The 25,899-nt window shown below is 73.0% G+C and carries 19 protein-coding genes and 1 pseudogene; 11 read left to right on the top strand and 9 right to left on the bottom strand.

From position 1 onward, the window contains the following. Window positions 1-75 precede the first annotated feature (75 nt). Complete coding sequence (gene ligD, locus BMW78_RS04915) at window positions 76-1,515, top strand: non-homologous end-joining DNA ligase (RefSeq protein WP_091757000.1); 1,440 nt, start codon at window positions 76-78, stop codon at window positions 1,513-1,515. Between the two features lie 7 nt (window positions 1,516-1,522). Here ligD and BMW78_RS04910 read toward each other — a convergent pair whose 3' ends face one another. Continuing rightward, a complete protein-coding gene (locus BMW78_RS04910) occupies window positions 1,523-1,969 on the bottom strand; it encodes an iron chaperone (protein ID WP_091756998.1) in 447 nt (148 codons plus the stop codon). Window positions 1,970-2,216: 247 nt separating this feature from the next. On the opposite strand from BMW78_RS04910, the gene helR reads away from it, so the two are divergent. From helR to ppsA, 3 genes are read left to right on the top strand one after another with little or no spacing between them, the layout of a single operon-like run. Continuing rightward, window positions 2,217-4,397, top strand: a complete 2,181-nt coding sequence (helR, locus tag BMW78_RS04905; protein ID WP_091756996.1) for an RNA polymerase recycling motor ATPase HelR — start codon at window positions 2,217-2,219, stop codon at window positions 4,395-4,397. A gap of 10 nt (window positions 4,398-4,407) precedes the next feature. Next, the gene (locus BMW78_RS04900) at window positions 4,408-5,250 is read left to right on the top strand and encodes a pyruvate, water dikinase regulatory protein (protein ID WP_091756994.1); all 843 of its coding nucleotides are present in this window, start codon (window positions 4,408-4,410) and stop codon (window positions 5,248-5,250) included. A 50-nt stretch (window positions 5,251-5,300) separates the two neighbouring features. Further along, complete coding sequence (ppsA, locus tag BMW78_RS04895; protein WP_091756992.1) at window positions 5,301-7,673, top strand: phosphoenolpyruvate synthase; 2,373 nt, start codon at window positions 5,301-5,303, stop codon at window positions 7,671-7,673. A 65-nt stretch (window positions 7,674-7,738) separates the two neighbouring features. Here the strand turns inward: ppsA and BMW78_RS04890 are convergent, their stop codons facing one another. From BMW78_RS04890 to BMW78_RS04875, 4 genes are all read right to left on the bottom strand, one after another. Beyond that, the gene (locus tag BMW78_RS04890; RefSeq protein WP_091756991.1) at window positions 7,739-8,431 is read right to left on the bottom strand and encodes an aspartate/glutamate racemase family protein; all 693 of its coding nucleotides are present in this window, start codon (window positions 8,429-8,431) and stop codon (window positions 7,739-7,741) included. After that, on the bottom strand, window positions 8,428-9,579 hold the full coding sequence (locus BMW78_RS04885) for a flavin-containing monooxygenase (RefSeq protein WP_091756990.1): 1,152 nt from the start codon (window positions 9,577-9,579) through the stop codon (window positions 8,428-8,430). Before BMW78_RS04885 ends, BMW78_RS04890 begins: the two co-directional genes overlap by 4 nt. Window positions 9,580-9,622: 43 nt before the next feature. After that, window positions 9,623-10,144, bottom strand: coding sequence for a DUF6010 family protein (locus BMW78_RS04880; RefSeq protein WP_091756988.1), 522 nt, complete (start codon window positions 10,142-10,144; stop codon window positions 9,623-9,625). A 106-nt stretch (window positions 10,145-10,250) separates the two neighbouring features. Beyond that, a complete protein-coding gene (locus BMW78_RS04875) occupies window positions 10,251-12,965 on the bottom strand; it encodes an AAA family ATPase (RefSeq protein ID WP_143056149.1) in 2,715 nt (904 codons plus the stop codon). A gap of 153 nt (window positions 12,966-13,118) precedes the next feature. Between BMW78_RS04875 and BMW78_RS04870 the strand changes: the two genes are divergently transcribed. The 7 genes from BMW78_RS04870 to BMW78_RS04840 all read left to right on the top strand — a co-directional run bounded on the left by BMW78_RS04870 (window position 13,119) and on the right by BMW78_RS04840 (window position 22,720). After that, window positions 13,119-14,642, top strand: a complete 1,524-nt coding sequence (locus BMW78_RS04870; protein ID WP_091756985.1) for an MFS transporter — start codon at window positions 13,119-13,121, stop codon at window positions 14,640-14,642. Window positions 14,643-14,816: 174 nt separating this feature from the next. Then, the gene (locus BMW78_RS04865) at window positions 14,817-15,050 is read left to right on the top strand and encodes a heavy-metal-associated domain-containing protein (protein WP_091756983.1); all 234 of its coding nucleotides are present in this window, start codon (window positions 14,817-14,819) and stop codon (window positions 15,048-15,050) included. A gap of 105 nt (window positions 15,051-15,155) precedes the next feature. Then, a complete protein-coding gene (locus tag BMW78_RS20685; RefSeq protein ID WP_177180273.1) occupies window positions 15,156-15,320 on the top strand; it encodes a hypothetical protein in 165 nt (54 codons plus the stop codon). A gap of 27 nt (window positions 15,321-15,347) precedes the next feature. Next, window positions 15,348-16,175, top strand: a complete 828-nt coding sequence (locus BMW78_RS04855) for an ABC transporter ATP-binding protein (RefSeq protein WP_091756979.1) — start codon at window positions 15,348-15,350, stop codon at window positions 16,173-16,175. 5 nt (window positions 16,176-16,180) lie between these two features. Next, on the top strand, window positions 16,181-18,706 hold the full coding sequence (locus tag BMW78_RS04850; protein ID WP_143056148.1) for an ABC transporter permease: 2,526 nt from the start codon (window positions 16,181-16,183) through the stop codon (window positions 18,704-18,706). Between the two features lie 127 nt (window positions 18,707-18,833). Next, window positions 18,834-22,109 (top strand): heavy metal translocating P-type ATPase, encoded by a 3,276-nt coding sequence (locus BMW78_RS04845; RefSeq protein WP_091756975.1) that lies wholly within the window; start codon window positions 18,834-18,836, stop codon window positions 22,107-22,109. A 92-nt stretch (window positions 22,110-22,201) separates the two neighbouring features. Next, window positions 22,202-22,720 carry a GNAT family N-acetyltransferase gene (locus BMW78_RS04840; protein ID WP_091756973.1) on the top strand — a complete coding sequence of 173 codons (519 nt, stop codon included), beginning with the start codon at window positions 22,202-22,204 and terminating at the stop codon, window positions 22,718-22,720. Here the strand turns inward: BMW78_RS04840 and BMW78_RS04835 are convergent. From BMW78_RS04835 to BMW78_RS04820, 4 genes and pseudogenes are all read right to left on the bottom strand, one after another. Further along, window positions 22,717-23,469 (bottom strand): GAF and ANTAR domain-containing protein, encoded by a 753-nt coding sequence (locus BMW78_RS04835; protein WP_091756971.1) that lies wholly within the window; start codon window positions 23,467-23,469, stop codon window positions 22,717-22,719. The genes BMW78_RS04840 and BMW78_RS04835 overlap by 4 nt on opposite strands. Before the next feature lie 114 nt (window positions 23,470-23,583). After that, window positions 23,584-23,939: pseudogene (locus BMW78_RS04830) on the bottom strand (DUF2200 domain-containing protein). Next, window positions 23,936-24,352 carry a hypothetical protein gene (locus tag BMW78_RS04825; protein WP_091756969.1) on the bottom strand — a complete coding sequence of 139 codons (417 nt, stop codon included), beginning with the start codon at window positions 24,350-24,352 and terminating at the stop codon, window positions 23,936-23,938. Before BMW78_RS04825 ends, BMW78_RS04830 begins: the two are co-directional and overlap by 4 nt. Before the next feature lie 197 nt (window positions 24,353-24,549). Continuing rightward, window positions 24,550-25,806 (bottom strand): nitrate/nitrite transporter, encoded by a 1,257-nt coding sequence (locus tag BMW78_RS04820; RefSeq protein WP_091756967.1) that lies wholly within the window; start codon window positions 25,804-25,806, stop codon window positions 24,550-24,552. Between the last annotated feature and the right edge of the window lie 93 nt (window positions 25,807-25,899).

Here is a 25,899-nt window from a genome sequence, read left to right as displayed (position 1 = left end):
TAGTGCGCGGGAGCAGCCGTGACCGGAGAACGTCCTACGGAGGCGCCAGGTCCTGGCTGGCGGTATGCATGGCTCATGCCCGAGCACCCGCTGGACCGCTACCGCAGCAAGCGGGACGCGGCGCGCACCCGCGAGCCGGTGCCGCCGCCCGGGCCCCTGCCACACGGGAAGAACGACGTCTTCGTCGTGCAGGAGCACCACGCCAGCGCGCTGCACTGGGACTTCCGCCTCGAGCGCGACGGGGTGCTCGTCTCCTGGGCGGTGCCGAAGGGGCTCCCGCTCGACCCCCACTCCAACCGGTTGGCCGTGCCGACCGAGGACCACCCCGTCGAGTACGCCGACTTCGAGGGAGACATCGCCGAGGGCGAGTACGGCGGCGGGCGAGTGGTCCTCTGGGACCGCGGGACGTACGAGACCGAGAAGTGGGACGACCACGAGGTCAAGGTCGTCCTGCACGGGTCGCGCGTCGAGGGCCGGTACGTGCTGTTCAGGACCGGCGACCGTGCCTGGATGATGCACCGCGTGAGCCCACCCCCGACGGGCTGGCAGCCGCTGCCCGACCGTGTCGCGCCGATGATGGCCACGTTGCGGGACTCCCTGCCGCCGGATGATGACCAGTGGGGGTTCGAGATGAAGTGGGACGGCGTCCGTGCCGTCGTCTTCGTCGACGGCGGTCGCCCGCGGGCCGTGTCCCGCAACGATATCGACATCACGGCTAGCTATCCCGAGCTGCGCGCCATGGCGGAGGCGATGGGGGCGACGCAGGCCGTGATGGACGGGGAGCTCGTGGCGCTGGACGAGTCCGGTCGGCCGAGCTTCGAGCGGCTGCAGGCTCGCATGCACGTGCAGGGAGAGGCCCGGGTCCGCCGGCTGATGGGCTCGGTGCCGGTCACCTTCCTCGTCTTCGACCTGCTGCACCTCGACGGCCGGTCGACCCTCGACCTCCCCTACCGCCGGCGTCGTGAGCTGCTCGACTCGCTGGACCTCAACGGGCCGTCGTGGCGCACGCCGCCCGCCTGGTTCGGCGACGGGCCGTCGGTGCTGGCGGCCTCGACGGAGCAGGGGCTCGAGGGCGTGGTGGCCAAACGGCTCGACTCGGTCTACCGCCCGGGACGACGCGCCGACACCTGGGTGAAGGTCAAGAACCTCCGGACCCAGGAGGTCGTCGTGGGCGGGTGGAAGCCCGGGGAGGGCCGCAGGGAGGGCAGCATCGGTTCCCTGCTGCTCGGCATACCGAGTGACGACGGGCTGCGGTATGCCGGCAAGGTCGGCACGGGGTTCACCCAGTCCTCCCTGCGGGAGCTGCACCGCCTGCTCGCCCCCTTGGAGGTGGGCACGACTCCGTTCACGGGAACCGTCCCGGCCGCGGACGCGCGACAGGCGCACTGGGTCTCCCCCGAGGTGGTCGGCGAGGTCCGCTTCGCCGAGTGGACCCGCGACGGCCGGCTGCGCCACCCGGCGTGGCGCGACCTGCGGCCCGACAAGTCCGCCCGAGACGTCGTCCGCGAGAGCTGACCCGCGGTCAGGAGAGGGCGGCCCGCACCAGCTCGACGACCTTCTTCTCGACCTCGGGGCTCCAGCCGGTGAGCGCGTACGACACGGGCCAGATGTCGCCGTCGTCGAGGTTGGCCTGGTCCTGGAAGCCCAGGGTCGAGTAGCGGTAGCTGAACTTGCCGGAGTCCTGGAAGAACACGACGACCTTGCCGGCCTCGTTGGCGTACGCGGGCATGCCGTACCAGGTCTTGGGGTCGAGCTGGGGCGCCGTCGCGGTCACCGTCGCGTGGACGCGCTCGGCCAGTGCGCGGTCGTCCGGTGCCATCTTCGCGATCGCCTCGAGCACGGCGTCGATCCCGTCAGCCCTCTTGGCGCCCTTCTTCCCCTCCGCGCGCAGCTCGGCCGCGCGCTCCTTCATGGCGGCCCGCTCGGCCGCGCTGAACCCGTCGGTCGCCGTGGTGCTCTTGGTGCTCATGCTGCTCGCCTCTCGTTCGTCGGGCCGGCACCCTGCCGACCTCCTGGTTGAACGCTAGGGCCGCGAGCACCCCTGTCGCTTCTCGATTCCTGATCGACTCGGGCGGCAGAGAAGGGGAAGGGCAGAAAAAAGGAAGGTCCGCACAGCGGTCCCTTCCGTTTCCAAGGTATAGCGCAGTGGGGGTCTTGCGGCAAGGCCCCGGTGGTGCCGCAGAATCACCGGCCGAGACCAGATCGGAGCTGATGGCGTGACCCCGCTGACGACCAGTGCGTTCGACCTCCCTGACCACCTCTCCCCCAAGGCCGACCCCGACCTCATCGCCGTGGACGAGCAGCACCTCGCTGCTGTCGCCGCGTGCCTGGAGGAGACCGTCGCAGACCTGACCGCTCGGCTGGACACCGCGCGCAGGATGCCCACCCGTCCGGGCCAGGAGGCGCTCGAGCGCGACCTCGACGTGCACCGCCTCGGCGCGCGGCTGCGCCTGTTGCGCCGCTTCGGGATCGACCTGTGCCTGGGGCGCATGGTGGGCACGGAGGATGCCGACCCGGTGTATGTCGGGCGGCTCGGCCTCACCGACAGCACCGGCCGCCGGCTGCTGCTGGACTGGCGCTCCCCCGCGGCCGAGCCGTTCTTCGCCGCCACCCACGCCAACCCGATGGGCCTGGCCAGCCGGCGCCGCTACCGCTGGACCGGTGGCCGGGTCACCGACTACTGGGACGAGGTCTTCACGCCGGAGGGCCTGGAGGGGCACGCCGCCCTCGACGACCAGTCGGCCTTCATCGCGAGCCTCGGCAGCAACCGGTCGGACCGGATGCGCGACGTGCTGGCGACCATCGCCGCCGACCAGGACGCCATCATCCGGGCCGGGTCGCGTGGCGCCCTCGTCGTCGACGGCGGGCCCGGCACGGGCAAGACGGTGGTCGCGCTGCACCGCGCGGCATACCTGCTCTATGCCGACCCGCGGCTCGGCCACCACCGGGGCGACGTGCTCGTCGTCGGCCCGCACGAGCCCTACCTCGCCTACGTCTCGGACGTGCTGCCCAGCCTCGGCGAGGAGGGCGTGCAGACGTGCACCGTGCGCGACCTCGTCCCGGAGGGCGCCACGGCGGCACCGGAGCGCGACCCGCACGTGGCCCGGCTGAAGTCGTCGGCGGGGTGGGCGACCGCGATCGAGACCGCCGTCAGGTTCTACGAGGAGGCGCCCACGGCGGGGGTCACGGTCAGCACCCCGTGGACCGACGTGTGGCTGGGCCCTGAGGACTGGGCGACCGCCTTCGACGCCCCGAGCCTCGGCACGCCGCACAACGAGGCGCGTGACGACGTCTGGGAGGAGCTGGTGGCCATCGTCACGGACCAGCACGACGACGACGTCCCTGCCGACCAGCTGCGGAAGTCGCTGCGGCAGGACGAGGAGCTGGTCGCCGCGTTCAACCGGGCGTGGCCCCTCATCGACGCGGCGGACCTGGTCGGCGACCTCTGGTCGGTGCCGGCCTTCCTGCGCCTGTGCGCGCCGTGGCTGGGCCGCCACGAGGTCCGGGCCCTGCAGCGGGAGGACGCACAGGGCTGGACGGTGTCCGACCTGCCGCTGCTGGACCTGGCGCGCCAGCGGCTCGGCGACCCGGAGACGTCGCGACGTCGACGGCGCCGGGAGGCGGCGCTGGCCGCCGAGCGGGAGGAGATGGACCGGGTCGTCGACCACCTCATCGCCACGGACGACTCGGAGATGCACGTGATGTCGATGCTGCGTGGCGCCGACCTGCGCGGGGCCCTGGTCGACGAGGCGGCCTCACCCGCCGCCGACCCCGACCTCCTGGCCGGGCCGTTCGCCCACGTCGTGGTCGACGAGGCGCAGGAGCTCACCGACGCCGAGTGGCAGATGCTGCAGCTCCGCTGTCCCTCGCGCAGCTTCACGGTCGTCGGTGACCGCGCCCAGGCCCGGCACGGCTTCGTCGAGTCGTGGGAGGAACGGCTGACACGCGTGGGGCTTGACCGGGCCACCCTGGCCTCGCTCAGCGTCAACTACCGCACCCCCGCGGAGGTCATGGCGGAGGCGGAGCCGGTCATCCGCGCCGTGCTGCCGGACGCCAACGTGCCGACCTCCGTCCGCAGCACCGGGGTCCCGGTCGTCCACGGCAGCATCTCCCAGCTCGGGTCGGTGCTCGACACGTGGCTCGACGCGCACGCGGAGGGCACCGCCTGCGTGATCGCTGCCGGTCACGGCGGCGGCGGACTCGGTGACGTCGTGGCTGAGGCGGTGCGGGCGCGGCCCCGGGTGCGCTCGCTGACACCGGAGCTGGCCAAGGGCCTCGAGTTCGACCTGGTCGTGCTCGTCGACCCGCAGTCCTTCGGTGAGGGCATCGAGGGGGCCGTCGACCACTACGTGGCCATGACGCGGACCACCCGGGAGCTGGTCGTGCTGACCGCCTAGGGTGCACCCCATGACCGACGCGACAGCACCGGCCACCCCGCACCCCACGCCGGTGTTCTTCCTCGCGGGCGGCACCGGCATCTCGGCCGAGACCCTCGGCAACATGATGCTGCAGCAGTTCCCGACGGTGTCCTTCCTCCGCCGCAAGATCCCCTTCATCACCACGGCCGAGCGCGCCCGCGAGGTCGTCGCCCAGCTCGACGCCACCAAGACGGACGCCGTCACGCCGCTGGTGTTCTCCACGGTCGCCGATGAGGACGTCCGCTCCGAGCTGCAGAAGACGGAGTGCGCCTTCATCGACCTCTTCGGCACCCACCTCGACACCATCGAGCGGATCCTGCACGTCAACGCCGCCCACCACGTCGGCGCGCTGCACGGTGTGGGTGACCTGCGGCGCTACGAGGCGCGGATGAAGGCGATCGACTTCGCCATGGAGCACGACGACGGCCAGAGCCTGCGCAACCTCGAGCAGGCCGAGCTCATCCTCATCGCCCCCTCGCGCTGCGGGAAGACCCCGACGTCGATGTACCTCGCGCTCCAGCACGGCATCAAGGTCGCCAACTACCCGCTGGTGGAGGAGGACTTCGACCACTCCGAGCTCCCCCGCCCGGTGCGGCCCTACCAGTCCAAGTGCTTCGGGCTCCTCTCCACCCCGGCACGGCTCAGCCAGGTGCGCGGCGAGCGGCGACCGGGCTCGGCCTACGCCACCCTCGCCCAGTGCTCCTACGAGCTTCGCCGGGCCGAGAGCCTGTACCGCTCGCACCGCATCCCCTCCATCAACTCGGCCTCGATGTCGGTGGAGGAGATGGCTGCTGTCATCATGCAGAGCGCCCGCCTCAACAACGTGCAGTAACAGCCCGCAGTGACCGTCACAACGCAGTGACGGCGAACGAAAGGACGCCCATGAGCGCCAACGTCGTGTGGTTCAAGGACCTCGGACTCGGTGACGTCGAGTCGGTCGGGGGCAAGAACGCCTCCCTCGGCGAGATGGTCCAGCACCTCTCCGCAGCCGGGGTGTCCGTGCCGGACGGGTTCGCCACCACCGCCGACGCCTACCGGCGCTTCCTGGCGAAGGACGGGCTGGCCGACCGCATCAACGCGATGCTGGCCGACCTCGACGTCGACGACGTGCGCCGCCTCGCCGAGGTGGGCCACGAGATCCGCGACGCGGTGGAGGCACAGGCCTTCCCGGCCGACCTCGAGGAGGAGATCCGCGCCGCATACGAGACGCTCGTCGGCGACGCCGGCGAGGAGGTGAGCTGGGCGGTGCGCTCGAGTGCCACGGCGGAGGACCTCCCCGACGCCTCGTTCGCCGGCCAGCAGGAGACCTTCCTCAACATCCGCGGCATCGACAACATCCTGCACGCCATCAAGCTGGTCTTCGCGTCGCTCTACAACGACCGCGCGATCGCCTACCGCGTGCACAGCAACTTCGACCACTCGCTGGTCGCGCTCTCGGCCGGGATCCAGCGGATGGTGCGCTCCGACATCGGCGCCTCCGGTGTCATGTTCACCATCGACACCGAGTCCGGTTTCCCGGACGCGGTGTTCGTCACGAGCAGCTACGGGCTCGGCGAGGCGGTCGTGCAGGGGGCGGTGAACCCCGACGAGTTCTACGTCTACAAGCCCGCCCTGCGCGAGGGGCGTCCCGCGATCCTCAAGCGCGGCCTGGGCAGCAAGGCGACCAAGATGGTCTACACCGAAGACGCCAGCGTGGGCCGCACCACCGAGTTCGTGCCGGTCGACGAGGCCGAGCAGGTCCGGCTGAGCCTGACCGACAACGAGGTGACCGAGCTCGCGCGGCACGCCCTCAAGATCGAGGAGCACTACGGCCGCCCCATGGACATCGAGTGGGGCAGGGACGGCGTCGACGGCAGGCTCTACATCCTCCAGGCGCGCCCCGAGACCGTGAAGTCACGCGCGAGCGGGTCCACGCTGCAACGGTTCAGGATGAACGAGCGCGGCCCGGTCGTCGCGGAGGGACGCGCGATCGGCCAGAAGATCGGCGCCGGCGCGGTGCGCCTGATGACCTCGATCGACGCCATGCACGAGTTCCAGCCCGGTGAGGTGCTCGTCGCCGACATGACCGACCCCGACTGGGAGCCGATCATGAAGCGCGCCAGCGCCATCGTCACCAACCGGGGTGGGCGCACCTGCCACGCGGCCATCATCGCCCGCGAGCTCGGCATCCCGGCCGTCGTCGGCACCGCCAGCGCCACGAGGGACCTGAAGGAGGGGCAGGAGGTCACCGTCTCGTGCGCCGAGGGCGACACCGGGTTCGTCTACGACGGCAAGCGCGACTTCTCCGTGTCCGAGACCTCGCTCGAGGACATGCCCGAGGTGCCAGTCAAGATCATGATGAACGTCGGCACCCCGGAGCAGGCGTTCGAGTTCTCCCGCCTGCCCAACAAGGGAATCGGCCTTGCGCGGCTCGAGTTCATCATCAACCGCCAGATCGGCATCCACCCCCGGGCACTGCTGGAGCTCGACGACCAGGAGCCGTCGGTCAAGGCCGAGATCGAGCGGCTCATCACCGCCTACGACTCTCCCCGCGACTTCTTCGTCCAGCGGCTCAGCGAGGGAGTCGCCATGCTGGCGGCCGCCTTCGCGCCCGAGCCGGTGATCGTGCGGATGTCGGACTTCAAGTCGAACGAGTATGCCGGGCTGCTGGGTGGCGAGCGGTACGAGCCGCACGAGGAGAACCCGATGCTCGGCTACCGCGGCGCCTCGCGGTACCTGTCGGCCGACTTCGCCGAGTGCTTCGCCATGGAGTGCGAGGCCCTTCGGCACGTGCGCGACGAGATGGGGCTCACCAACGTCAAGGTGATGATCCCGTTCGTGCGCACGGTCGCCGAGGCCGAGGGCGTCATCGACCTGCTCGGGCAGCACGGCCTGCGGCGCGGCGAGAACGACCTGCAGGTCGTCATGATGTGCGAGCTGCCGTCCAACGCGGTCAACGCCGACGAGTTCCTCCAGCACTTCGACGGGTTCTCGATCGGCTCCAACGACATGACGCAGCTGACGCTGGGACTCGACCGCGACTCCTCGCTGGTGGCCGGCTCGTTCGACGAGCGCGACCCCGCGGTGAAGAAGATGCTCTCGATGGCCATCAAGGCGTGCCGCGAGCAGGGGAAGTACGTCGGCATCTGCGGGCAGGGGCCCTCGGACCACCCCGACCTCGCCGAGTGGCTGCTCGACGAGGGCATCGAGTCGATGTCGCTCAACCCCGACACCGTCGTCGACACGTGGCTGCGCTTGGCCAAGCACGCCGGCTGAGCCACCGAGGGGTGCCGGACGGCTGCCACCCGCCGCGGCGTGGGCGCCATCCGGCACCCTTCGGCTCAGCCCGACAGCATCCAGTCGACGGCCTGCTCGGCGTGGACGGCGGTGGTGTCGTAGAGCGGCACCGGTGAGTCGCCGTCACCGACGAGCAGCCCGATCTCGGTGCAGCCGAGGATGACCGCCTCGGCCCCGCGCTGCGCCAGGCTCGCCATCACCTCGCGGTACCGCTCGCGCGACTGGTCGCGCACGACGTCGAGGCACAGCTCGTCGTAGATGATCCGGTGCACGTCGGCGCGCTCCTCCTCGTCGGGCACGAGCACGTCGAGCCCGTGCTCGCGCAGCCGGCCGACGTAGAAGTCCTGCTCCATCGTGAAGGCGGTGGCCAGGAGCCCGACGGTGCCGCGCCCGTCGGCGAGCACCCGCGCCGCAGTGGCGTCGGCGATGTGCAGCAACGGTATGCCGCTCGCGGCCTCCACCTCGTCGGCCACCTTGTGCATGGTGTTGGTGGCGAGCAGCAGGCCCTCCGCTCCCCCGCGCTGGAGACCGCGGGCGGCCTCGGCCAGCACGGCTGCGGTGCCCCGCCAGTCGCCGTCGTGCTGCATCGCTGCGACCGGGCCGAAGTCGACGCTGTGCAGCAGCAGCCGCGCCGAGTGCAGGCCGCCCAGCCGGGCAGCCACACCCTGGTTGAGCAGGCGGTAGTACTCCGCCGTGCTCGTCCAGCTCATCCCGCCCAGCACCCCGAGGAGCCTCATCGGGCCACCGTAGCCCGGTTGCTGCGGACAGCGGTCGCAGTCGGGTTGGTGGCGGTCCCGGTCGCACGGGCCGCCATCACCTCGTCGAGCTCGGCGGCGTCCTTGCCCACGAAGCCGAGCAGCGCCGAGCCGCGGCAGGTCTGCCACGGCAGGCCGATGAAGTAGAGGCCAGGCACCTCCGTCACGCCGCGTTGGTGGCGCACCTCGCCGTCGACGACGACACCCGGGACGTGCAGCCACGAGTAGTCGGACCGGTACCCGGTGGCCCAGAGCACGGCATCCACGTCCAGCGTGCTGCCGTCGGCGAAGCGGGCGGTGCGTCCCGCGAGGCCGGTGAGCCGCGGACGGAAGCCGATGCCGCGGCGACGAAGCGCGGAGGACCTCGTTCCGATCACGATGTCGCCGCGGGACCGCAGCCGCCGCGCGACCCGGCTGTGGGCCGGCAGGGTGAAGAAGCCGGTCTTCGACAGCCAGAAGAACAGGTCTCGGCGGGCGACCCGCTGCGGCAGCTCCGTCGGCTGGGATCCGACGGCCACCGTGACGGTGCGGCTCGAGGCGAGCTCGGCGGCGATCTGCAGCCCGGAGTTGGCCGCGCCGACGACGAGCACGTGCCCGCCTGCGGGGAGCTGCCCGGGGTTGCGGTAGTCGGCGCTGTGCAGCTGGGTGACCTGCGCGTCGAGCCGCGTGGCGACCTCGGGCATGCGGGGCACCTGGAAGGGGCCGGTTGCCACCACGACCTGCGCGGCACGCAGCGTTCCCTTCGGTGTCGTGACCACGAACCCGCCGTCCCCCTCGCGGTGGACGCGCAGCACGGGCGTGTCCACCATCACGGGCAGGGCGAAGTGGTTGGCGTAGGCGGCCAGGTAGTCGGCGACGTCGTCCTTGCCGGGGTGGGTGTCCGGGGGCGCCGGGAACGCGAGGCCGGGCAGGGAGTCGTACTGCGCCGGGCTGAACAGCCGGAGCGAGTCCCAGCGGGACCGCCAGGAGTGGCCGACCTCCGGACCGGCCTCGATTATGGCGAAGCTGCTGCCGCGGCGGGCCAGGTGGTGGCCGAGCGCGAGGCCGGCCTGCCCGGCGCCGATGACGACGACGTCGAACGGGTCGAGTGGGTCGAGCGGGTCGCGGCGGAAGAGAGGGCTGGTGGACATCAGGTTCTCCTGTGGGGCTGGGTGAGGTGGGTGACGGCGGCGGTCAGACGAGGCCGATGGTGAGGAGCGAGGCCGCCACGGTGAGGTCGGTGGCCAGGCAGGCCTCGGCATACCAACGGGGCACGACCTTGTCGGCGCGGTGGTGGGCCACGTCCCAGAGCGCGTGGGCCAGCCAGCCGGCCGCCATGACGTGGGCCGCGGACGACGGGTCGACGGCGACGACCGCTAGCGCCACGGCACCGAAGGCCAGCACCCCGGCGGTCTCTGCCGTCAGCCAGCGTCGCTCGCCGAGGTCACCCCGCGCGGTGCCCCAGCTGAGGTAGACGACCTCAGCGGTCAGCACCCACCACGCACCGACCCAGGGACGGGCGGGCTCGGGCAGAAGCGTCATGGCGGCGACACTGGCGACGGCCAGGACCAGGCCGACGCCGGTGGGCCAGCGCCGGAGGAGCCACGGTCGCCGCGTCGAGGGTTGCGCCGGCTCGCACGCCGCGGTGGTCGCGGTGGTCGCGGTGGTCGCGGTAGCAAGCAGAGGGGTGGCGGTTCCGGGAGTGGTGGTGGCCATGGTGTCTCCTTCGTCCGAGCGCGTCTGCAACGGACGCTAGGAGTCGGCGGACCGGCTCACGCCGGGTAAACCGCCGGGATGTGCGGCGGCACGACCGTGGTGGGGCTCAGAGCTCCAGGGCGAGGGCGGTGAGCTCGGCACGCGAGGAGACGCCGAGCTTGCTGAAGACGTTGCGCAGGTGGAAGTCGATGGTGCGCGGGCTGACGAACAGCCGGGCGGCGGCATCCTTGTTGGACAGGCCCTGTCGGACCAGGGCGGCCACCTGCCGTTCCTGCGCGGTCAGGTCGGTGGCGGTGGAGACGTCGCGTCGGCGTGCCGTCTCCCCCGACGCCCGCAGCTCCTGGGCGGCGCGCTCCGCCAACGGCGCGGCACCGAGCTCCTCGAAGGTTGCCAGCGCAGCGCGCAGGTGCTCCCGTGCGTCGACCCGGCGGCGAGCGCGACGCAGCCACTCCCCGAACGCGAGCTCGGTCCTGGCGCGGTTGGGCACGCGTGGCGAGTGGACGTGCGCGGCCAGCGCCCGCCGGAAGTGCTCCTCGGCGTCGTTGCCCACCGCGACCACGGCGCGCCCGTGCTCGACGAGAGCCGTCGCGGCCGCGGTCCCCACCCCCGCCGCGAAGACCGTCAGCTCGTCCAGCCACTCCTGCGCGATGTCGGTCCGGCCGCTGCGGACGGCGGCGTCGAAGAGGTCCGGAGCGGCCATCCGTCGGACCCACGGACCCTGCACCTGGTTCAGGTGGTGCAGCGCGGTGTCCGGCTGGTCCGCGGCGCGCAGGGCACGCGCCCACTGCATGAGGTCGAGGACGATGCTGTCGGTGATCCCGACCCGGTGCCGCTCCCGGATCTCGGCGACCTCGTCCAGGTGGAGGTCCGCGCCCTCGTCCCCCCGCAAGGCCTCCACGAGGGCCAGCTCCACCGTGGGAAGTGCGGTCATGCCGAGGTGGCCGGTGCTCGAGGCCAGCGGCAGCGCCTCGGCAGCGGCGGCCGCCGCCGTGGACCAGGCGCCGGTCGAGACCTGCGTGTAGACGCCGCGGGTCAGGGCGTGCTCGACCATGGTGAGCGCACCCGACCGCCGGGCGGCGGTGAGCTGTTCCTCGTGCAGCCGCAGGCAGCGCTCGTCGTCGTCCACGAGCCACGCGGCGACACCGAGGTTCGGCTGGAGCACGTGGTCGTCGACCGGGTCCGCGTCGGTCAGCTCGAACGCCTCATGGAACGAGGCCGAGGCCGTCGCCCAGTCGCGGTCTGACACCGCGACGAAACCGCGCCGCAGCGCGTCTGCTGCACGGGCGCGGGGGCCGGCGTCCGCGGATCCCGGCCCGACCAGGGTGGTCGGGTCGACCGGGCGGGGGGACCGGGCGCCGAACGCCGACAGGGACGCCGCCAGCATCGCCAGCTGCTGAGCCATCTCCTCGTCGACCTCGGCGGCCACCTGCGCCGCCTGAAGGATGAGGTCGTAGCCGTCGTTGAGCGAGCGGGTGTTCCACGCGATCTGGCCCTGCAGGGTGAGCAGCCGGGCGCGCAGGACCGGCTCGGTCACGTGCGGCGCCGCAGCCCCTGCCAGCGCCACGGCCCTCGACGGGTGCGCGCCAAGCCAGGCTGACGAGGCGGCCAGGTAGAGGCGTCGTCCGCGGTCCTCTCCGCTCTCGGTGAGCTCAGCCGCTCGCGACCAGGCGGCTGCGGCTGCCTCGTGCCCGCCACGGCTGGCAGCCCGCTCGGCGACACCGTCGAGCGCGGACACCACGTGCACGTCGGGCCGGTCGGCGGTGGCCGCCAGGTGCCAGGCGCGCCGGTCGGCGTCGTCGTGCAGCGCCTCGGCCAGCGCACGGTGGGCCGCGCGCCGCCCGGCGCTCGTGGCAGCCCGGTAGACGGCCGAGCGGACCAGGGGGTGGTAGAGCGAGACCACGACGCCGTCCACGCTCAGCAGCCCCGCCCGTTCCGCCGCGTCGAGCGCCTCCTCACCCGCCTCGAGCCGGTCGGCGGCGTCGCGGACGACGGTGAGGCGGCCGGTGTCGTCGGCCGCCGCGACCAGCAGCAACCGCTGCGCGTCGTCGGGCAGCCGCCGGTAGCGGTCGAGGAAGGCACGCTCCACGCCGCCGGTCAGCGGCAGCGGGGTCGGCAGGGGCACGCGGCCGGCGAGCTGGTCCCCGCTCAACGCCGAGGACAGCTCGACCAGGGCCAGGGGGTTCCCGGCGGTCGCCTCCACCAGGTGGTCCCGTACCGCCGGGTCGATCGACGCGTCGGCTCGCGCTGCCAGCAGGGCATCGGCATCCGGTCCGGACACGCCACCGAGCAGCACCGTGGGCAGGTCCGGCGCGTCGAAACGACGGTCGTCGCCCTCCCGCGCGGCGAACAGGAGCACGACGTGCTCGGCCTCCAGGCGGCGGGCGGCGAAGAGCAGCGCCGCCGCAGACGCGTCGTCGAGCCAGTGGGCGTCGTCGACGACCGCGACCACCGGCGAATCCTCGCCCGCGTCGGCGAGCAGGCTCAACGTGCCGAGGAAGGCCAGGAACCGGTCACCCTCACCCTCCGCCTCACCCAGGGCCGCACGCAGCGCCGCCTGCTGGGGAGCCGGCAGGGTGCCGACGCGCGCCCGCAGGGGCCACAGCAGCCGTTGCAGGGCGGCGAACGCCAAGGGCGACTCCGACTCCACACCAGAGGTCCGCAGCACGGTCATGTCAGGGAGGTCGGCGACGGCCTCGGCCAACAGGGTGGACTTCCCCGACCCGGCGACGCCGCGCACGACGAGCGCACCGCCGCGGCCGTTGCGAGCAGCCTCGAGCGCTGCGGCGATCACTGCGCGTTCAGGGTCCCGGCCTCCCAGCACCCGCCCGATCGTAGCCACGCCGGGGCGCCGAGCACCGGCGGTTCGAGAACCCGGCGAAATCACCGGCGAGAGCGACCTGCCCTGCGGGCGAACCTGACTGGCGTCCAGTCCTTTCCACCCCACACGGGAGTCCCACTCCCACAGGAGAGCGCCATGTCACCGCACACCGCCGCCGACTCGCCGGCACCCCCGCACGGCCACCACACGGCATACCCGACGTCCCCCCACACCCCGGCCGCCGACGGGCACACACCCGAACCGCGACGCTCCTGGGCGGTCTTCGCCCTGATGATCGCCGCCCAGTTCATGGTCATCCTCGACGTCTCCGTGGTGAACGTCGCCCTGCCGTCGATCAGCCGGTCGCTGCACCTGTCCCCCGGCGAGTACCAGTGGACGGTCAGCGCCTACGTGCTGCTGTCCGGCGGTCTGCTGCTCCTCGGTGGGCGGGTGGCCGACCTCCTCAACCGGCGCGGCGCCTTCCTCGCCGGCGTCGGGCTGTTCACCGCGGCGTCGCTCACCAGCGGCGTGGCCCAGACCCCTCTGGAGCTGGTGCTCTCACGGGCCGCCCAGGGTGCCGGTGCCGCGCTGCTCACGCCGGCCGCGCTGTCGATCATCATGACCGCCTACGCGGGGAAGCAGCGCCAGACCGCCCTGGCCGTGTGGGGCACCGTCGGCAGCCTCGGCATCGCCGCCGGTGTGCTCTTCGGCGGGGCGCTGACCAGCGCCCTCGGGTGGCGGGCCGTCTTCTTCATCAACGTGCCCATCGGCGTCGCCGTCGTCGTCGGCACCCTTCGCGCCGTCACCCGCGGCCACTCGCAGCCCCGTGCCGCGCGGCGCCTCGACCTGCCCGGCGCGGCGACCCTCGTCGGCGGCCTGCTGGCCCTGGTGTCCGGCATCGAGGCCACCCGCTCGGCGGGCTGGACCGGGCCCCGCACCTGGGTCGCCCTCGCCGTCGCCGCCGTGCTGCTGGCCGCGTTCGCCCGGTTGGAGCGGCGCGCCGCCGACCCCCTCGTGCCCCCGGCCACCTGGCGGATCCGCTCGCTGGTGTCGGCCTCGGCCGTCATGGCAGGTGTCACCGGCATCGTGGTCGGCGCGATCTTCCTGACCTCGCTGCACCTGCAGTCCGTTCTCGGCGCCTCGCCGGTCGTGGCCGGCCTGGAGTTCCTCCCGCTGGCCGCCGCGATCACCGTCGCCGCCGCCGCGGCCTCCAAGGTCATCGGCAGGGTGGGTCCCCGGAACCTCATCCTCGGTGGGCTGGTCGTCATGGCAGCGGGCGTGCTGCTGCTGGCGGCGAACGCCCACGGCACCTCGTATGCCGCCGATGTGCTCCCGGGGCTGCTGGTCGTCGGCGCCGGAGTCGGTCCGATGTTCGTGGCGATCGCCGTGGCGGCCATGGCCGACGTGCCGGCCGAGAAGTCGGGCCTGGCCTCGGGGCTGATGATGACCGGCCACGAGATCGGCGCCGCGCTCGGCGTCGCGGCACTCACCGCGGTGGCCGGCGACCTCACCAGCACGGTCGGCCTCGTCGACGGCTACGGCCGCGCCTTCACCGCCGCGGCCGGCGTCCTCGCCGCCCTGTTCGTCCTGGCACTGGTCGCGGTCCCCCGCGGCACGGCGGCCGGCGCCGGCCACGGAGGGCATGGCGGGCACGGAGGGCACGGAGGGCACGGCCACTGACGCCCCCTCCCCCCACATCCCGGTGGTTTTCCCGGCGAGAGCGGACCACCCCACCGGCGAACCTCGAACCACACCGCACCACCCATCACGACCCATCACGACCCATCACGACCCATCACGACCCATCACCACCCATCACCACCCATCACCAGCGACTCGTTCCCAGGAGCTCCCATGCTGTCCAGCACCCCTCGCACCTTCGTCGGCTCGACCACCTTCACGGTCACCGGCATGACCTGCTCGCACTGCCAGCGTGCCGTCACGGAGGAGATCTCGGCCGTCGCCGGGGTGGAGGCCGTCACCGTCGACCTCCCCACCGGCACGGTCACGGTGACCGCCACCCGGCCCGTCGACCGGGCCGACATCGCCGCCGCCGTCGACGAGGCCGGCTACGCCCTCCTCCCCTGACGCCGGGTGGGCGGCGGGCAGCGCCCGCCGCCCACCCACCGCGATCCCCCTGCCCGGCCACCACGCCCGTCCACCACGCCCGTCCACCACGAGAGGAACCTCCCCATGAGCACGCTCCGCACCCGGCTCGCCCGCCTCCACAGGCCGCGCCGCGCCAGGACGGCACACAGCCGCTCCGCCGTGACCCACGCCGTCAGCCGCTCCGCCGGCCACTCCCCCTCCGCCGAGCCGAGCCACGCCATCTCGCCCGTCCTGACCGGGCTCCGCTGACCCGGCCACCCCCACCCAGGAGCCACCATGACCACCCCCACGACCACCACCACCACTCCCACGACCACCACCCCGACCCCCCTCACCGCCCCGCGCCCTGACGAGACCCCCGCACCGACGCCGGCTGCCGCACGCGCCGTCGACGTCGTGAAGACCTACGGACGCGGAGAGGCAGCCGTCCGCGCGCTCGACTCCGCCAGCGTCACCATCCCCAGCGGCCGGTTCACCGCCGTGATGGGCCCCTCGGGGTCAGGCAAGTCGACGCTCGTCCACGCCCTCGCCGGCCTCGACCACATCGACTCGGGACGGATCCTCCTGGGCAACACCGACCTGACGACGCTCTCCGAGCGCGAGCGCACCCTGCTGCGACGGGAGCGGCTCGGGTTCGTGTTCCAGGCCTTCAACCTGGTGCCGGCCCTCACCGCCGCCGAGAACATTGCCCTGCCCCTGACCCTGGCGGGCCGGCGACCCGACCCCGCCTGGCGCGCCGAGCTCGTCGACATGCTCGGGCTGGGCGGCCGCCTCGAGCACCGTCCGGCTCAGCTGTCCGGAGGGCAGCAGCAGCGGGTCGCGATCGGCCGGGCGCTGGTCGCCCGACCCGACCTGGTCTTCGCCGACGAACCGACGGGCAACCTCGACTCCCGTTCCGGTGCCGCCGTGCTCGCCTTCCTGCGGGATGCCACCCGCTCGCTGGGCCAGACGATCGTCATGGTCACCCACGACCCGGTCGCCGCCGCCTACGCCGACCAGGTGGTGTTCCTCAGCGACGGGCGCGTCGTCGACGAGCTGGCTGCGCCGACCGCGGAGAGCGTGTTGGCCCGCATGGCCCGCCTCGACGCGCCGGAAGGAGCGTGAGCAGCATGTGGCGCCTGACCCTCGCGAACACGGTCGCGCACCGTTCGCGGCTGGCCCTCACCTGGCTCGCGGTGGCGCTGGGGGTGGCCTTCGTGGCCGGCAGCCTGGTGCTCACCGACACGAGCAGCCGGTTGCTCGACCAGCAGTTCCGGACGAGCGCGGCCGGCGTGGACCTCACCGTGCGCACCGGCGCCGCCTTCGACTCTGCGATGGGGGTCGAGGTGCAGCGCGACCCCGTGCCGGCCGACGTCGCCGACCGCGTCGCCGACGCGCCCGGCGTCGGGCAGGTGCGACGGGTCGCCAGCGGTGCCGGGCAGCTGCAGGTGCGCGGGCAGGTGGTGGCGCCGAAGGGGCCCACCCTGCTCAGCTCTTGGGGCGAGGCACCGTTCACGGCATACTCGCTGCGCTCCGGCCGCGCCCCGCGCCACGACGAGGTCGTCCTCGACGCCGCCACCGCCCGCGCGCAGCACCTCTCGCTCGGCGACACCGTGACCGTCTCGGCGACGGGCAGCCGGAGGCTCCGGGTCGTCGGCCTCGCCGGGATCGGTGACGCCGACGGGCTGCCCAACAGCGCCGTGGTCCTGGTGGACCTTCCGACCGCCCAGGCGCTCCTCGGCCTGGGATCGGGCCTCAGCTCGGTCGAGGTGGTGGGCGCCGACGGCGTCTCCGTGCCCGACCTGCGCTCGCGGCTCGCCACGTCATTGGGCGCACGGTATGCCGTGACCAGCGGCCAGGACGCCGCCGCGGCCAGTGCCGACGCGGCGAAGGAGAGCATCACGTACCTGCGTGTCGTGCTGTTGGCGCTGGCCGCCGCCGGCCTGGTCGTGGGCGCCTTCCTGATCGCCAACACCTTCGGCATCGTGCTCGCGCAGCGGTCGAGGGAGCTGGCCCTGCTGCGTGCGGCAGGCGCCACGGGACGGCAGGTGTTCGCCTCCGTGTTCGGCGAGGCGCTGCTCGTCGGGCTCGCCGGCTCCCTCAGCGGCACGGCCCTCGGGGTGGGAGCCGCCTACGGGCTCCGCGGGCTCGCGCAGGGCGCCGGTCTGGCCCTGCCCGACGGTCCGCTGACCGTCACCGCGCAGACCCTCGCCATCAGCGTGGGTGCGGGCACGCTCGTCACCCTGCTGGCCTCGCTCGCCCCGGCTCGCCGCGCCGCCACCGTCGCCCCGGTCGAGGCGATGCGCGCCTCCGACCCGGCGCCCCACGCTCCCGGGCGGCTGCGGCTGGTCAGTGGCTGGGTGCTCCTCGCGCTGGCGGCCGCCGGGCTCGTGGCAGCGGCGCTCCTGCGCACGGTCGCAGGCGTCGGCGTCGGTGCCGCCCTGCTGATGACGGCCCTGGTCGTGCTCGGCCCTGTCGTGGCCCCCCGGCTCGCCCAGGCCGTCGGCCGTCCGCTGGACCGTGCCGGAGTGCCGGGGCAGCTGGCCCGGGCGTCGGCGGTGCGGAACCCCCGCCGGACGGCGGCCACCGTCACCGCGCTCGCCCTCGGCCTGGCGCTCATCAGCTTCGTGACGGTGCTCGGCAGCTCCGCGAAGGCGATCACCGCCGGAGGCACCGAGGCCGTCACGGCGGACCTGCTCGTGCAGAGCAGCCGTGACGAGATGCTCGGGGGCCTCTCCCCCGAGGTGGCGCGCCGGGTGGCCGCGCTGCCGGAGGTCGAGGCGGTGTCGGCCGTCCGGTTCGGTCACTGGCTCGACAAGGGCACGACCAGCGCGCTGACCGCGGTCGACCCCGCCACGCTGCCCCGGGTCGCCACGGTGACGATGACGGGCGGCAGGCTCTCGGCCCTCGACCGCGGCGGCGTCGTGGTCGCCGAGAAGGTCGCTCGCGAGCGGGGGCTGCGGGTCGGGGACACGCTGGCGATGACCTTCCCGCGCGACGGCGAGCAGCACCTGCCCGTCGTCGGGGTGATGTCCGAGACGACGGCTCAGGCCCTGTCCACGAGCTACGTGCTCTCGAGGGCCACCTACGCCGCGCACTACACCGAGGACGTCGACGCCACGGTCTACGTCGCCCTCGCCCGGGGTGTCGATGAGGCCCGAGCACGGTCCGCGCTCAGCGCCGCGGTCGCCGACTTCCCGAACGCGGAGATCCGCGACCAGGCCGAGGCCGCCGCGGCGCGTGCCGCCGCCGTCGAGCAGGTCCTGGGCCTGGTCACCGTGCTGCTGGGCTTCGCGGTGCTCATCGCGCTGCTGGGCATCACCAACACCCTGGCCCTGTCCATCGTCGAGCGGACCCGGGAGATCGGGCTCCTGCGGGCAGTCGGCATGACCCGCCGTCAGCTGCGCTGGATGGTGCGCGCAGAGGCGGTGCTCGTGGCCGCGGTCGCCGTGGTCGTCGGCGTCGTCCTGGGCCTGGGTCTCGCGGCTGCCACCCTGGCCGGCCTGTCCTCCGGCACGGAGGTGGTCCTCAACGTCCCCGTCGGCCAGCTGGCCGCCGTCGTGGTCGTCGCGGTCGTCGCCGGGCTGGCGGCAGGGCTGCTCCCTGCCCGTCGCGCGGCTCGGCTCGACGTGCTGACCGCCGTCACGACCCAGTGAGTGACTGCCGGGTTGCGCCACCACCGGTGGTGGCGCAACCCGGCGATTCCGCCGGCGCGAGCCCCGGCCCGCGAGCGGCACCGTGGAACCGACATCCCACCCCCGCCACGTCCAGCCAGGAGCACCCATGACCACCACCTCGACCCCGACCTCGGAGGTCTCCTGCACCCTCGACATCGGCGGCATGACCTGTGCGTCGTGCGTCGGCCGGGTCGAGAAGGCCCTGAACCGTCTCGACGGCGTGACATCGGCCCGGGTCAACCTCGCCACCGAGGTGGCGAGCGTGAGCTACGACGCCGCGGTCGTCGACCCGACCGAGCTGATCGCCGCGGTCGAACGTGCCGGCTACACCGGCACGGTCAGGCACCCCGGGACCCGCCACCCAGAGACCGGGGAGCCCGCGGCCGGCAGCGCCGCTGCGGCTCCAGAGGACCCCGCCGCCGCGGGGGCACTCGCCCGTGACGCGCACCTGGCCGAGCTCAAGCGCAAGTGGGTGGTCGCGCTCACCACCGGGCTCGCCCTGATGGCCGTCATGTACCTCCCCCTCCCGGTCGACGCGATGGACTGGTTGATGCCGGCGATCCTCGTCGTCGCCACCGCCGTGCAGTTCTGGGCCGGCCGCCCCTTCTACTCCGCGGCCTGGGCCGCGGCCCGGCACGGCGCCACCAACATGAACACCCTGGTCGCACTCGGCACCGGGATCGCCTACACCTACAGCGCCTTCGTGACGCTGTGGCCGGCGGCGGCCGAGCGCTGGGGCCTCCCGCTGCACGTCTACTTCGAGACCTCACTCGTGATCATCGCGCTCGTCCTGCTCGGCCGCTGGCTGGAGGCACGCGCCAAGAAGCAGACCGCCGCTGCGATCACCGCGTTGGTCGGCCTCGCACCCGCCACCGCCCGGCTCGTGGTCGACGGGCAGGAGCGCGACATCCCCCTGGCGGAGGTGGCCGTCGGCGACACGGTCCGCGTCCGCCCCGGCGAGAAGGTGCCGCTCGACGGCGTCGTCATCGAGGGCCGTTCCGCCGTCGACGAGTCCATGCTCACCGGCGAGCCCATGCCCGTCTCCAAGCAGTCGGGCGACCTCGTCATCGGCGCCACCATGAACGGCACCGGCTCGCTGCTCGTCGAGGTCACCGCCGTCGGCGCCGACACGACGCTGGCGCAGATCGTCCGGCTGGTCGAGGACGCCCAGGGCTCCAAGGCGACGATGCAGCGCCTGGCCGACAAGGTCTCCGCGGTGTTCGTGCCGGCCGTCCTCGCCGCGGCGGCGCTGACCTTCACCGCCTGGGCGCTGTTCGGGCCCGACGACACGAAGATGACGATGGCGATCACCACCACCATCGCGGTGCTGATCATCGCCTGCCCCTGCGCGCTCGGCCTCGCCACCCCGACCGCCGTCATGGTCGGCACCGGCAAGGCCGCCGAGCAGGGCATCCTCATCGGTGACGGCGAGGCGCTGGAGCAGGCGCAGCGGCTCACCGCCGTGGTGCTCGACAAGACCGGCACCATCACGACCGGCCGGCCCTCGCTGGCGCTGCTCTCCCCCGTCCCCGGGTGGGACGCCGACGAGCTGCTCGCCCTCGTAGCCGCCGCCGAGGCGGGCAGCGAGCACCCGGTCGGCGAGGCCATCCTCGCCGCCGCCCGCGATCGCGGGCTGGACCTCCCGAAGGCGTCCCACTTCGAGGCGGTGCCCGGCCACGGCATCGACGCAACCGTCGGCTCGCAAAGGGTCCGGGTCGGCAACCGCGCCCTGATGGCGAGCGCGGCTGTCGACACCGCCCTGTTGGAGACGACCGCCGACGCCGCGGCTGCCGACGGGCAGACAGCCGTCTTCGTGGCCGTCGACGACGCGCTCGCCGGACTCCTGGCGGTCGCCGACACGGTCCGGCCCGAGTCCGCCGAGGCGGTCGCCCAGCTCCACGCCCTCGGCCTCGAGGTGTGGATGCTCACCGGCGACACCCGTGCCACGGCGACCGCGGTGGCCGGGCAGGTCGGCATCGACCGCGTGATCGCCGATGTCCTGCCGTCGCAGAAGGCCCAGCAGGTCCAGGCGCTCCAGGCCGACGGCCACGTCGTCGCGATGTGCGGCGACGGCATCAACGACGCTCCCGCCCTCGCGCAGGCCGACCTCGGCATCGCGGTCGGCAGCGGCACCGACGTCGCCATCGCCGCCTCCGACATCACCCTGGTCGGCGGCGACCTGCGCGGCATCGTCTCCGCGATCGCCCTCTCCCGCCGCACCGTCACCACCATCAAGCAGGGCCTGGGCTGGGCCTTCGCCTACAACGTCCTGCTCATCCCGGTGGCGGCCGGCGCGCTCTGGTTCGCCCGCGGCATACTCCTCGACCCCGTCCTCGCCTCCGCGGCGATGGCGATGAGCTCAGTCAGCGTCGTGAGCAACGCGCTGCGGCTGCGGACCTTCGCCCGCCCGTCGGGCGCCGAGGAGATCCTGCACCCGCCGCTGCGCCAGCGGGCCGGGAGCTACCTCTACCTCGCAGCCGTCGCCGTGGTGGCCCTGGCCATCGGCGCCACGTTCACGTGGGCCAGCCACACCGACACCGCCGAGCGTGGGATGAATGGTGTCCTCGCGTGGACCCAGCGCACCGGCATGCCGATGCGGCCGTCCATGAGCACCATGATGACGGCCGACATCGCGGCCAAGGACGTGGCCGAGGAGGGCGTCACGGCCACCGTCTCGGTCCCGGCCACGGCGGAGCCCGGTATGCCGGTCACGGTCACCGTGCGCCTTGCTGACGCCGCGACCGGACAGCCGCTCACCGACCTCTCGCGCAGCCACGAGGTCTGGATGCACCTCATCGCCACCCGGTCCGACCTCGGCACGTTCGCCCACGTGCACCCCGAACCCACCGGCCGCCCCGGCGAGCTGTCGACGACCATGACGTTCCCGACCGCCGGCGACTACGTCGTCAACACCGAGTTCCGGCTCCGCGGCGCCATGGGCGACCTGCACGATCGGACGGTGGTCCGGGTGGCCGGCGACGCCCCTGCGCCAGTGCGGCTCACCGAGAGCCCCCGCACCCGGGTCGTGAACGGCGTGGAGGTCACGCTCGAGGGCGACGTGCACGCCGGAGGCACGAGCGACCTCCGCTTCCGGTTCCGCGACGCCCGCACAGGACGGCCGGTGACGAACCTGCGGCCCTACCTGGCCGCAGCCGGACACGTGGTGGTCATGCGGGCCGACGGCCAGACCTTCGCGCACGAGCACGCCGACGTCCGCGACGAGGACGGCAACCCCGTGTTCGCCCTGCCCGGCCAGCGCTTCGGGCCCGACCTCGACGTCCACGCCGACTTCCACACGCCGGGCCTCTACCGGGTGTGGGGCCAGTTCCGGCTCGGCAGCGGCGAGGTGGTCACCGTGCCGTTCACCGTCGACGCCTCCTGACCCACCCACTGCGGCCCTGCTCAGAACGCGGCACGGCCACCAGCACGACCGCCAGCAAGAGACCAGCCAGACCCACGAAGAGGAGAACAGCCATGAGCACGACCACGGGACCGCGGACCGACGTGACGATCCACCGCGTCGGACCGGACGACGCCGAGACCGTCATGGAGATGGTGCGCGAGATCGCCGCCCACGAGGACCAGCTCCAGCACCTCAGCGTCACCACCGAGCGCTGGGCGCAGGTGCTCGACCGGCCGGACGTCATCGTCCTCGTCGCCAGACGCGAAGGAGCAGCGGTGGGCTACGTCTCCGCGATCCGGCGCCTCCACCTGTGGAGCGACAAGGACGTCCTGGCGCTCGACGACCTCTACGTCCGCGAGCACGCGCGCGACGGTGGGGTCGGCCGCCGGCTGATGGCCGCACTGGCCGCCGGGTATGCCGCGCCCGACCAGCTCACCGTGACGTGGGGCCTCGAGCCGGACAACGATGCGGCCGGGCGGTTCTACCGCCGCCTCGGCGCGACACTGCGCGACAAGGTGCTCGCCGGGTGGCGACCCGAGGCCTACAGGTGGACCACCTCGGAGGCCGCTGAACGGCAGCCTCTGACCTAGCTGGTGCGGAAGGCGGGTGGCTCGCCCGGTGCGTGCCCGGTCAGGCTCTCGATCAGCTGCCCGGCGAGCTCGCGCAGCTTGACGTTCCGGTGCTGCGACGCGGCGGTCAGGACCTGGAAGGCCTCATCGGCGGAGACGCGGCTCTGCGCCATGATCACGCCGAGTGCCTGGTCGATGACGGGCCGTGACGTCAGGGCCGCCTGGAGCTGCTCGGCGAGCGTCGCCTGCTCGGCGAGCGCCCGGCACAGCCGCAGGGTGCGCGCCGCCTCTTCGGCGTAGGCCCGGGCCCGGCGCATCTCCGCCGCCCCGAAGGCCTCGAGGTCGGTGCTGTACAGGTCGAGGGCCATCTTCACACCGTCGCCCGTGTCGGCCGGCACTCCCGCCGCCGACAGGAACCCCAGCCGAAGGGAGGCCGACGCCCATTCCGGCCACCGCGTGTCCGAGCGCATGTCCGGCACCACGGACTCGACACCGCTGCTCGCGGCCTCCACGCAGGGCCCGGAGAGCGTCTGGTACTCCACCAGGTCGGCCTTGAGCACGTCGTCCTCGCTGCTGGCTGCACACTGGTACGCGCCGTTGGCGAGGATCGTGACGCTGCACGCCGTGTGCGAGCCGACGTGCTCGGCGGCGCGGTCAGCCACCGCCTGGAGGAAGGCCTCCACCGTCGGGTTCTCCAGCAGGCTGGCCTGGAGGGCCACCGTGGCGGCGTGGCGGTCCCTGTACTCGTCGAAGTCCTCTTCGGTGTGCACCGGGCAGCTCCTCCTGACTCGGGCGGTGGTTCCAGGTCCCAGACAACCACGGGTTCGCGGGGGCGGCCACGTCCGGAGCGAGGCGGAGGCTCCCGTCAGCAGGACCGCCGGGGCTCAGGCCCTGAGCACCTTGTCCATCGACCTGCCCTTCGCGAGCTCGTCGACGAGCTTGTCGAGGTAGCGGATCTTCTGCATCAGCGGGTCGTCGACGTCCTCGACCCTGACTCCGCACACCACACCGGTGATCAGGGAGGCGTGCGGGTTGAGGCGGGCGGGTTGAGGCGGGCGTCGGCGAAGAAGTCCTCGAAGGTCGTGCCCGCGGCAAGGTGTGCATCCAGGGCCGTGTCGTCGAACCCGGTCAGCCACTCGATCACCTGGTCCAGCTCGGCCTTCGTGCGGCCCTTCCGCTCGACCTTCGCCAGGTAGAGCGGGTACACCGACGCGACGCTGCTGGTGAAGATCCGGCTCATGGTTGTTCGGTGCAGGGGCCCTCTGCCAGGCCATGGGCGGCCGCCCGGGCGATCAGTGCGTCGATCGTCATGTGCGAGAAGAGGAACAGCGTGAAGCGGTGACGCACCATGTCGAGGTCGCCGCCGCGCGGCTGGCGGGAGAGGTCCAGCACGGTGTGGGCCACCTTGGCGAGGGTCCAGCCGCGCTGGTCGACGGCCAGCGTCAGCAGCCCCACGGCCTCCGACGGGGTGATCGCGAAGATCAGCGCCACCATCGCCTTGGCCTGTTCGATCTCCGCCTGCTGGACCGCCACCTGGACGATCTCAGCCTGCACGAGGCCGGCGGCGTGCACGAGGCCCGCGGCGTCCGCCGACGTGGTGGCGTCGCTGCCGGCGGCGTCCCCGGGTGCGCGGACGGGCGCCTCCGCACTCATGGCTGGGTCGCCGACGGGGCAGGAAGACTCATGCTCACGGTTCCCACGATTCTCCCGATCTCACGGAGCGCTCCGGTGTCGACGAGAGCCTTACACACGAAGGGCCACTGACCCAATACCCGGGTACCCGTCGCGCCGCCGCCCCACCCGTGCCTACTCGTGCAGCGCCGCCTCCATGGGCCAGCCCCGCCTACACCTCAGGCGTGTGCGGTGGCGCTCCGTCGTCGTCCAGTGGACCGGACGACGGTGGCCGTGAGCACGAGGCTGCCGACGGCCACCGCGGCCAGCAGGGCCAGGCCCAGCCCGTAGGAACCGGTGCGGCCGTAGACGGCACCCATGACCAGCGGGGGCACGAAGCCGCCAAGGCCACCCGCGGCGCCGACGAGACCGGTGACCGAGCCGACCTGGCTCGGCGGGGCGTTGCGCGCGACGAGCGCGAAGGTGGCACCGCTGCCGGCGCCCAGCGCGGCCGCCATGGTCAGGAAAGCCAGGGTCCCCAGCGGCGCGAGGCCGGGAGTGAGGGCCTGCACCGACGCACCCACGGCGACCACCCCGAAGACCGCAGTGAGGACGGGAACGGGGCCGACGCGGTCGGAGAGCCAGCCACCGACGGGGCGCATCAGCACGGCCAGCACGACGAAGCCCGCCATGCGGTTCGCGGCATCGGCCTGCTCGAGCCCGTAGGCCGTCTTCAGGTAGGCGGGCAGGTAGACCGAGAAGGCCACGTAGCCGCCGAACGCGACGGCATACAACACGGCAGCCTGCCAGGCGATGGGCAGCCGGGCCGCGGCCGCCATCCGCGTGAGCACCGGCGTGGTGGGGACGGTGCGACCGGGGGCGTCGCGCAGGAAGAGCCAGGCCACGACGGCGTATGCCGCGAGCGCGACGGCCGTGATCAGGAACGGGGCCTGCTCCCCCACTCCCTTGACGAGCTTGACGGTGGTCAGCGCGCTGATCGCGGTGCCACCCATGCCTGCGCCGAAGACGCCGATGGCGAAGCCCCGACGGTGCGGCGGGTACCAGGCGTTGACGAAGGGGACACCGATGGCGAACGAGGTCCCGGCGATGCCGAGGAAGAAGCCGCCCACGAGCAGCGCCGTGTACGAGTCCTGCCCGAACAGGCCGAGGAAGAGCACCGGCGCGATCGTCGCCACGGACACCAGCGGGAACATCACGCGGCCGCCGAACCGGTCGGTCAGGGCGCCGACCGGGATGCGACCGACCGAGCCGACGATGACGGGCACGGCCACCAGCAGCGCCTGCTGCGAGCCGGAGAGGTCGAGCAGCTCCTTGAAACGTGGGCCGAGCGGGCTGAGGAGGGCCCAGGCCCAGAAGTTCACGGCGAAGCCGATGGTGGCCAGCGCCAGCATCAACGGCGCCCTCCGTTCGGTGGCCGCCGGGGTGTCGGCGTCGCCGGTCGTCCCCGGCGCTGCGGCCCTGGGGTTGCTGCTCATGGTGGTCCTCTCACTGGTCTGCGCACGGCAGGGCGACGCCGCAGTGGCATCCGTGCGAGCGTCCCAGAAAAGAGGAGCGCAGGGCAGGGACCA

The sequence above is a fragment of the Pedococcus cremeus genome, assembly GCF_900111375.1.
Taxonomy (GTDB): Bacteria; Actinomycetota; Actinomycetes; order Actinomycetales; family Dermatophilaceae; genus Pedococcus_A; species Pedococcus_A cremeus.
The sequence above is the reverse complement of the archived record's forward strand: the minus strand, read 5'-3'. Positions and strand labels throughout refer to the sequence as shown.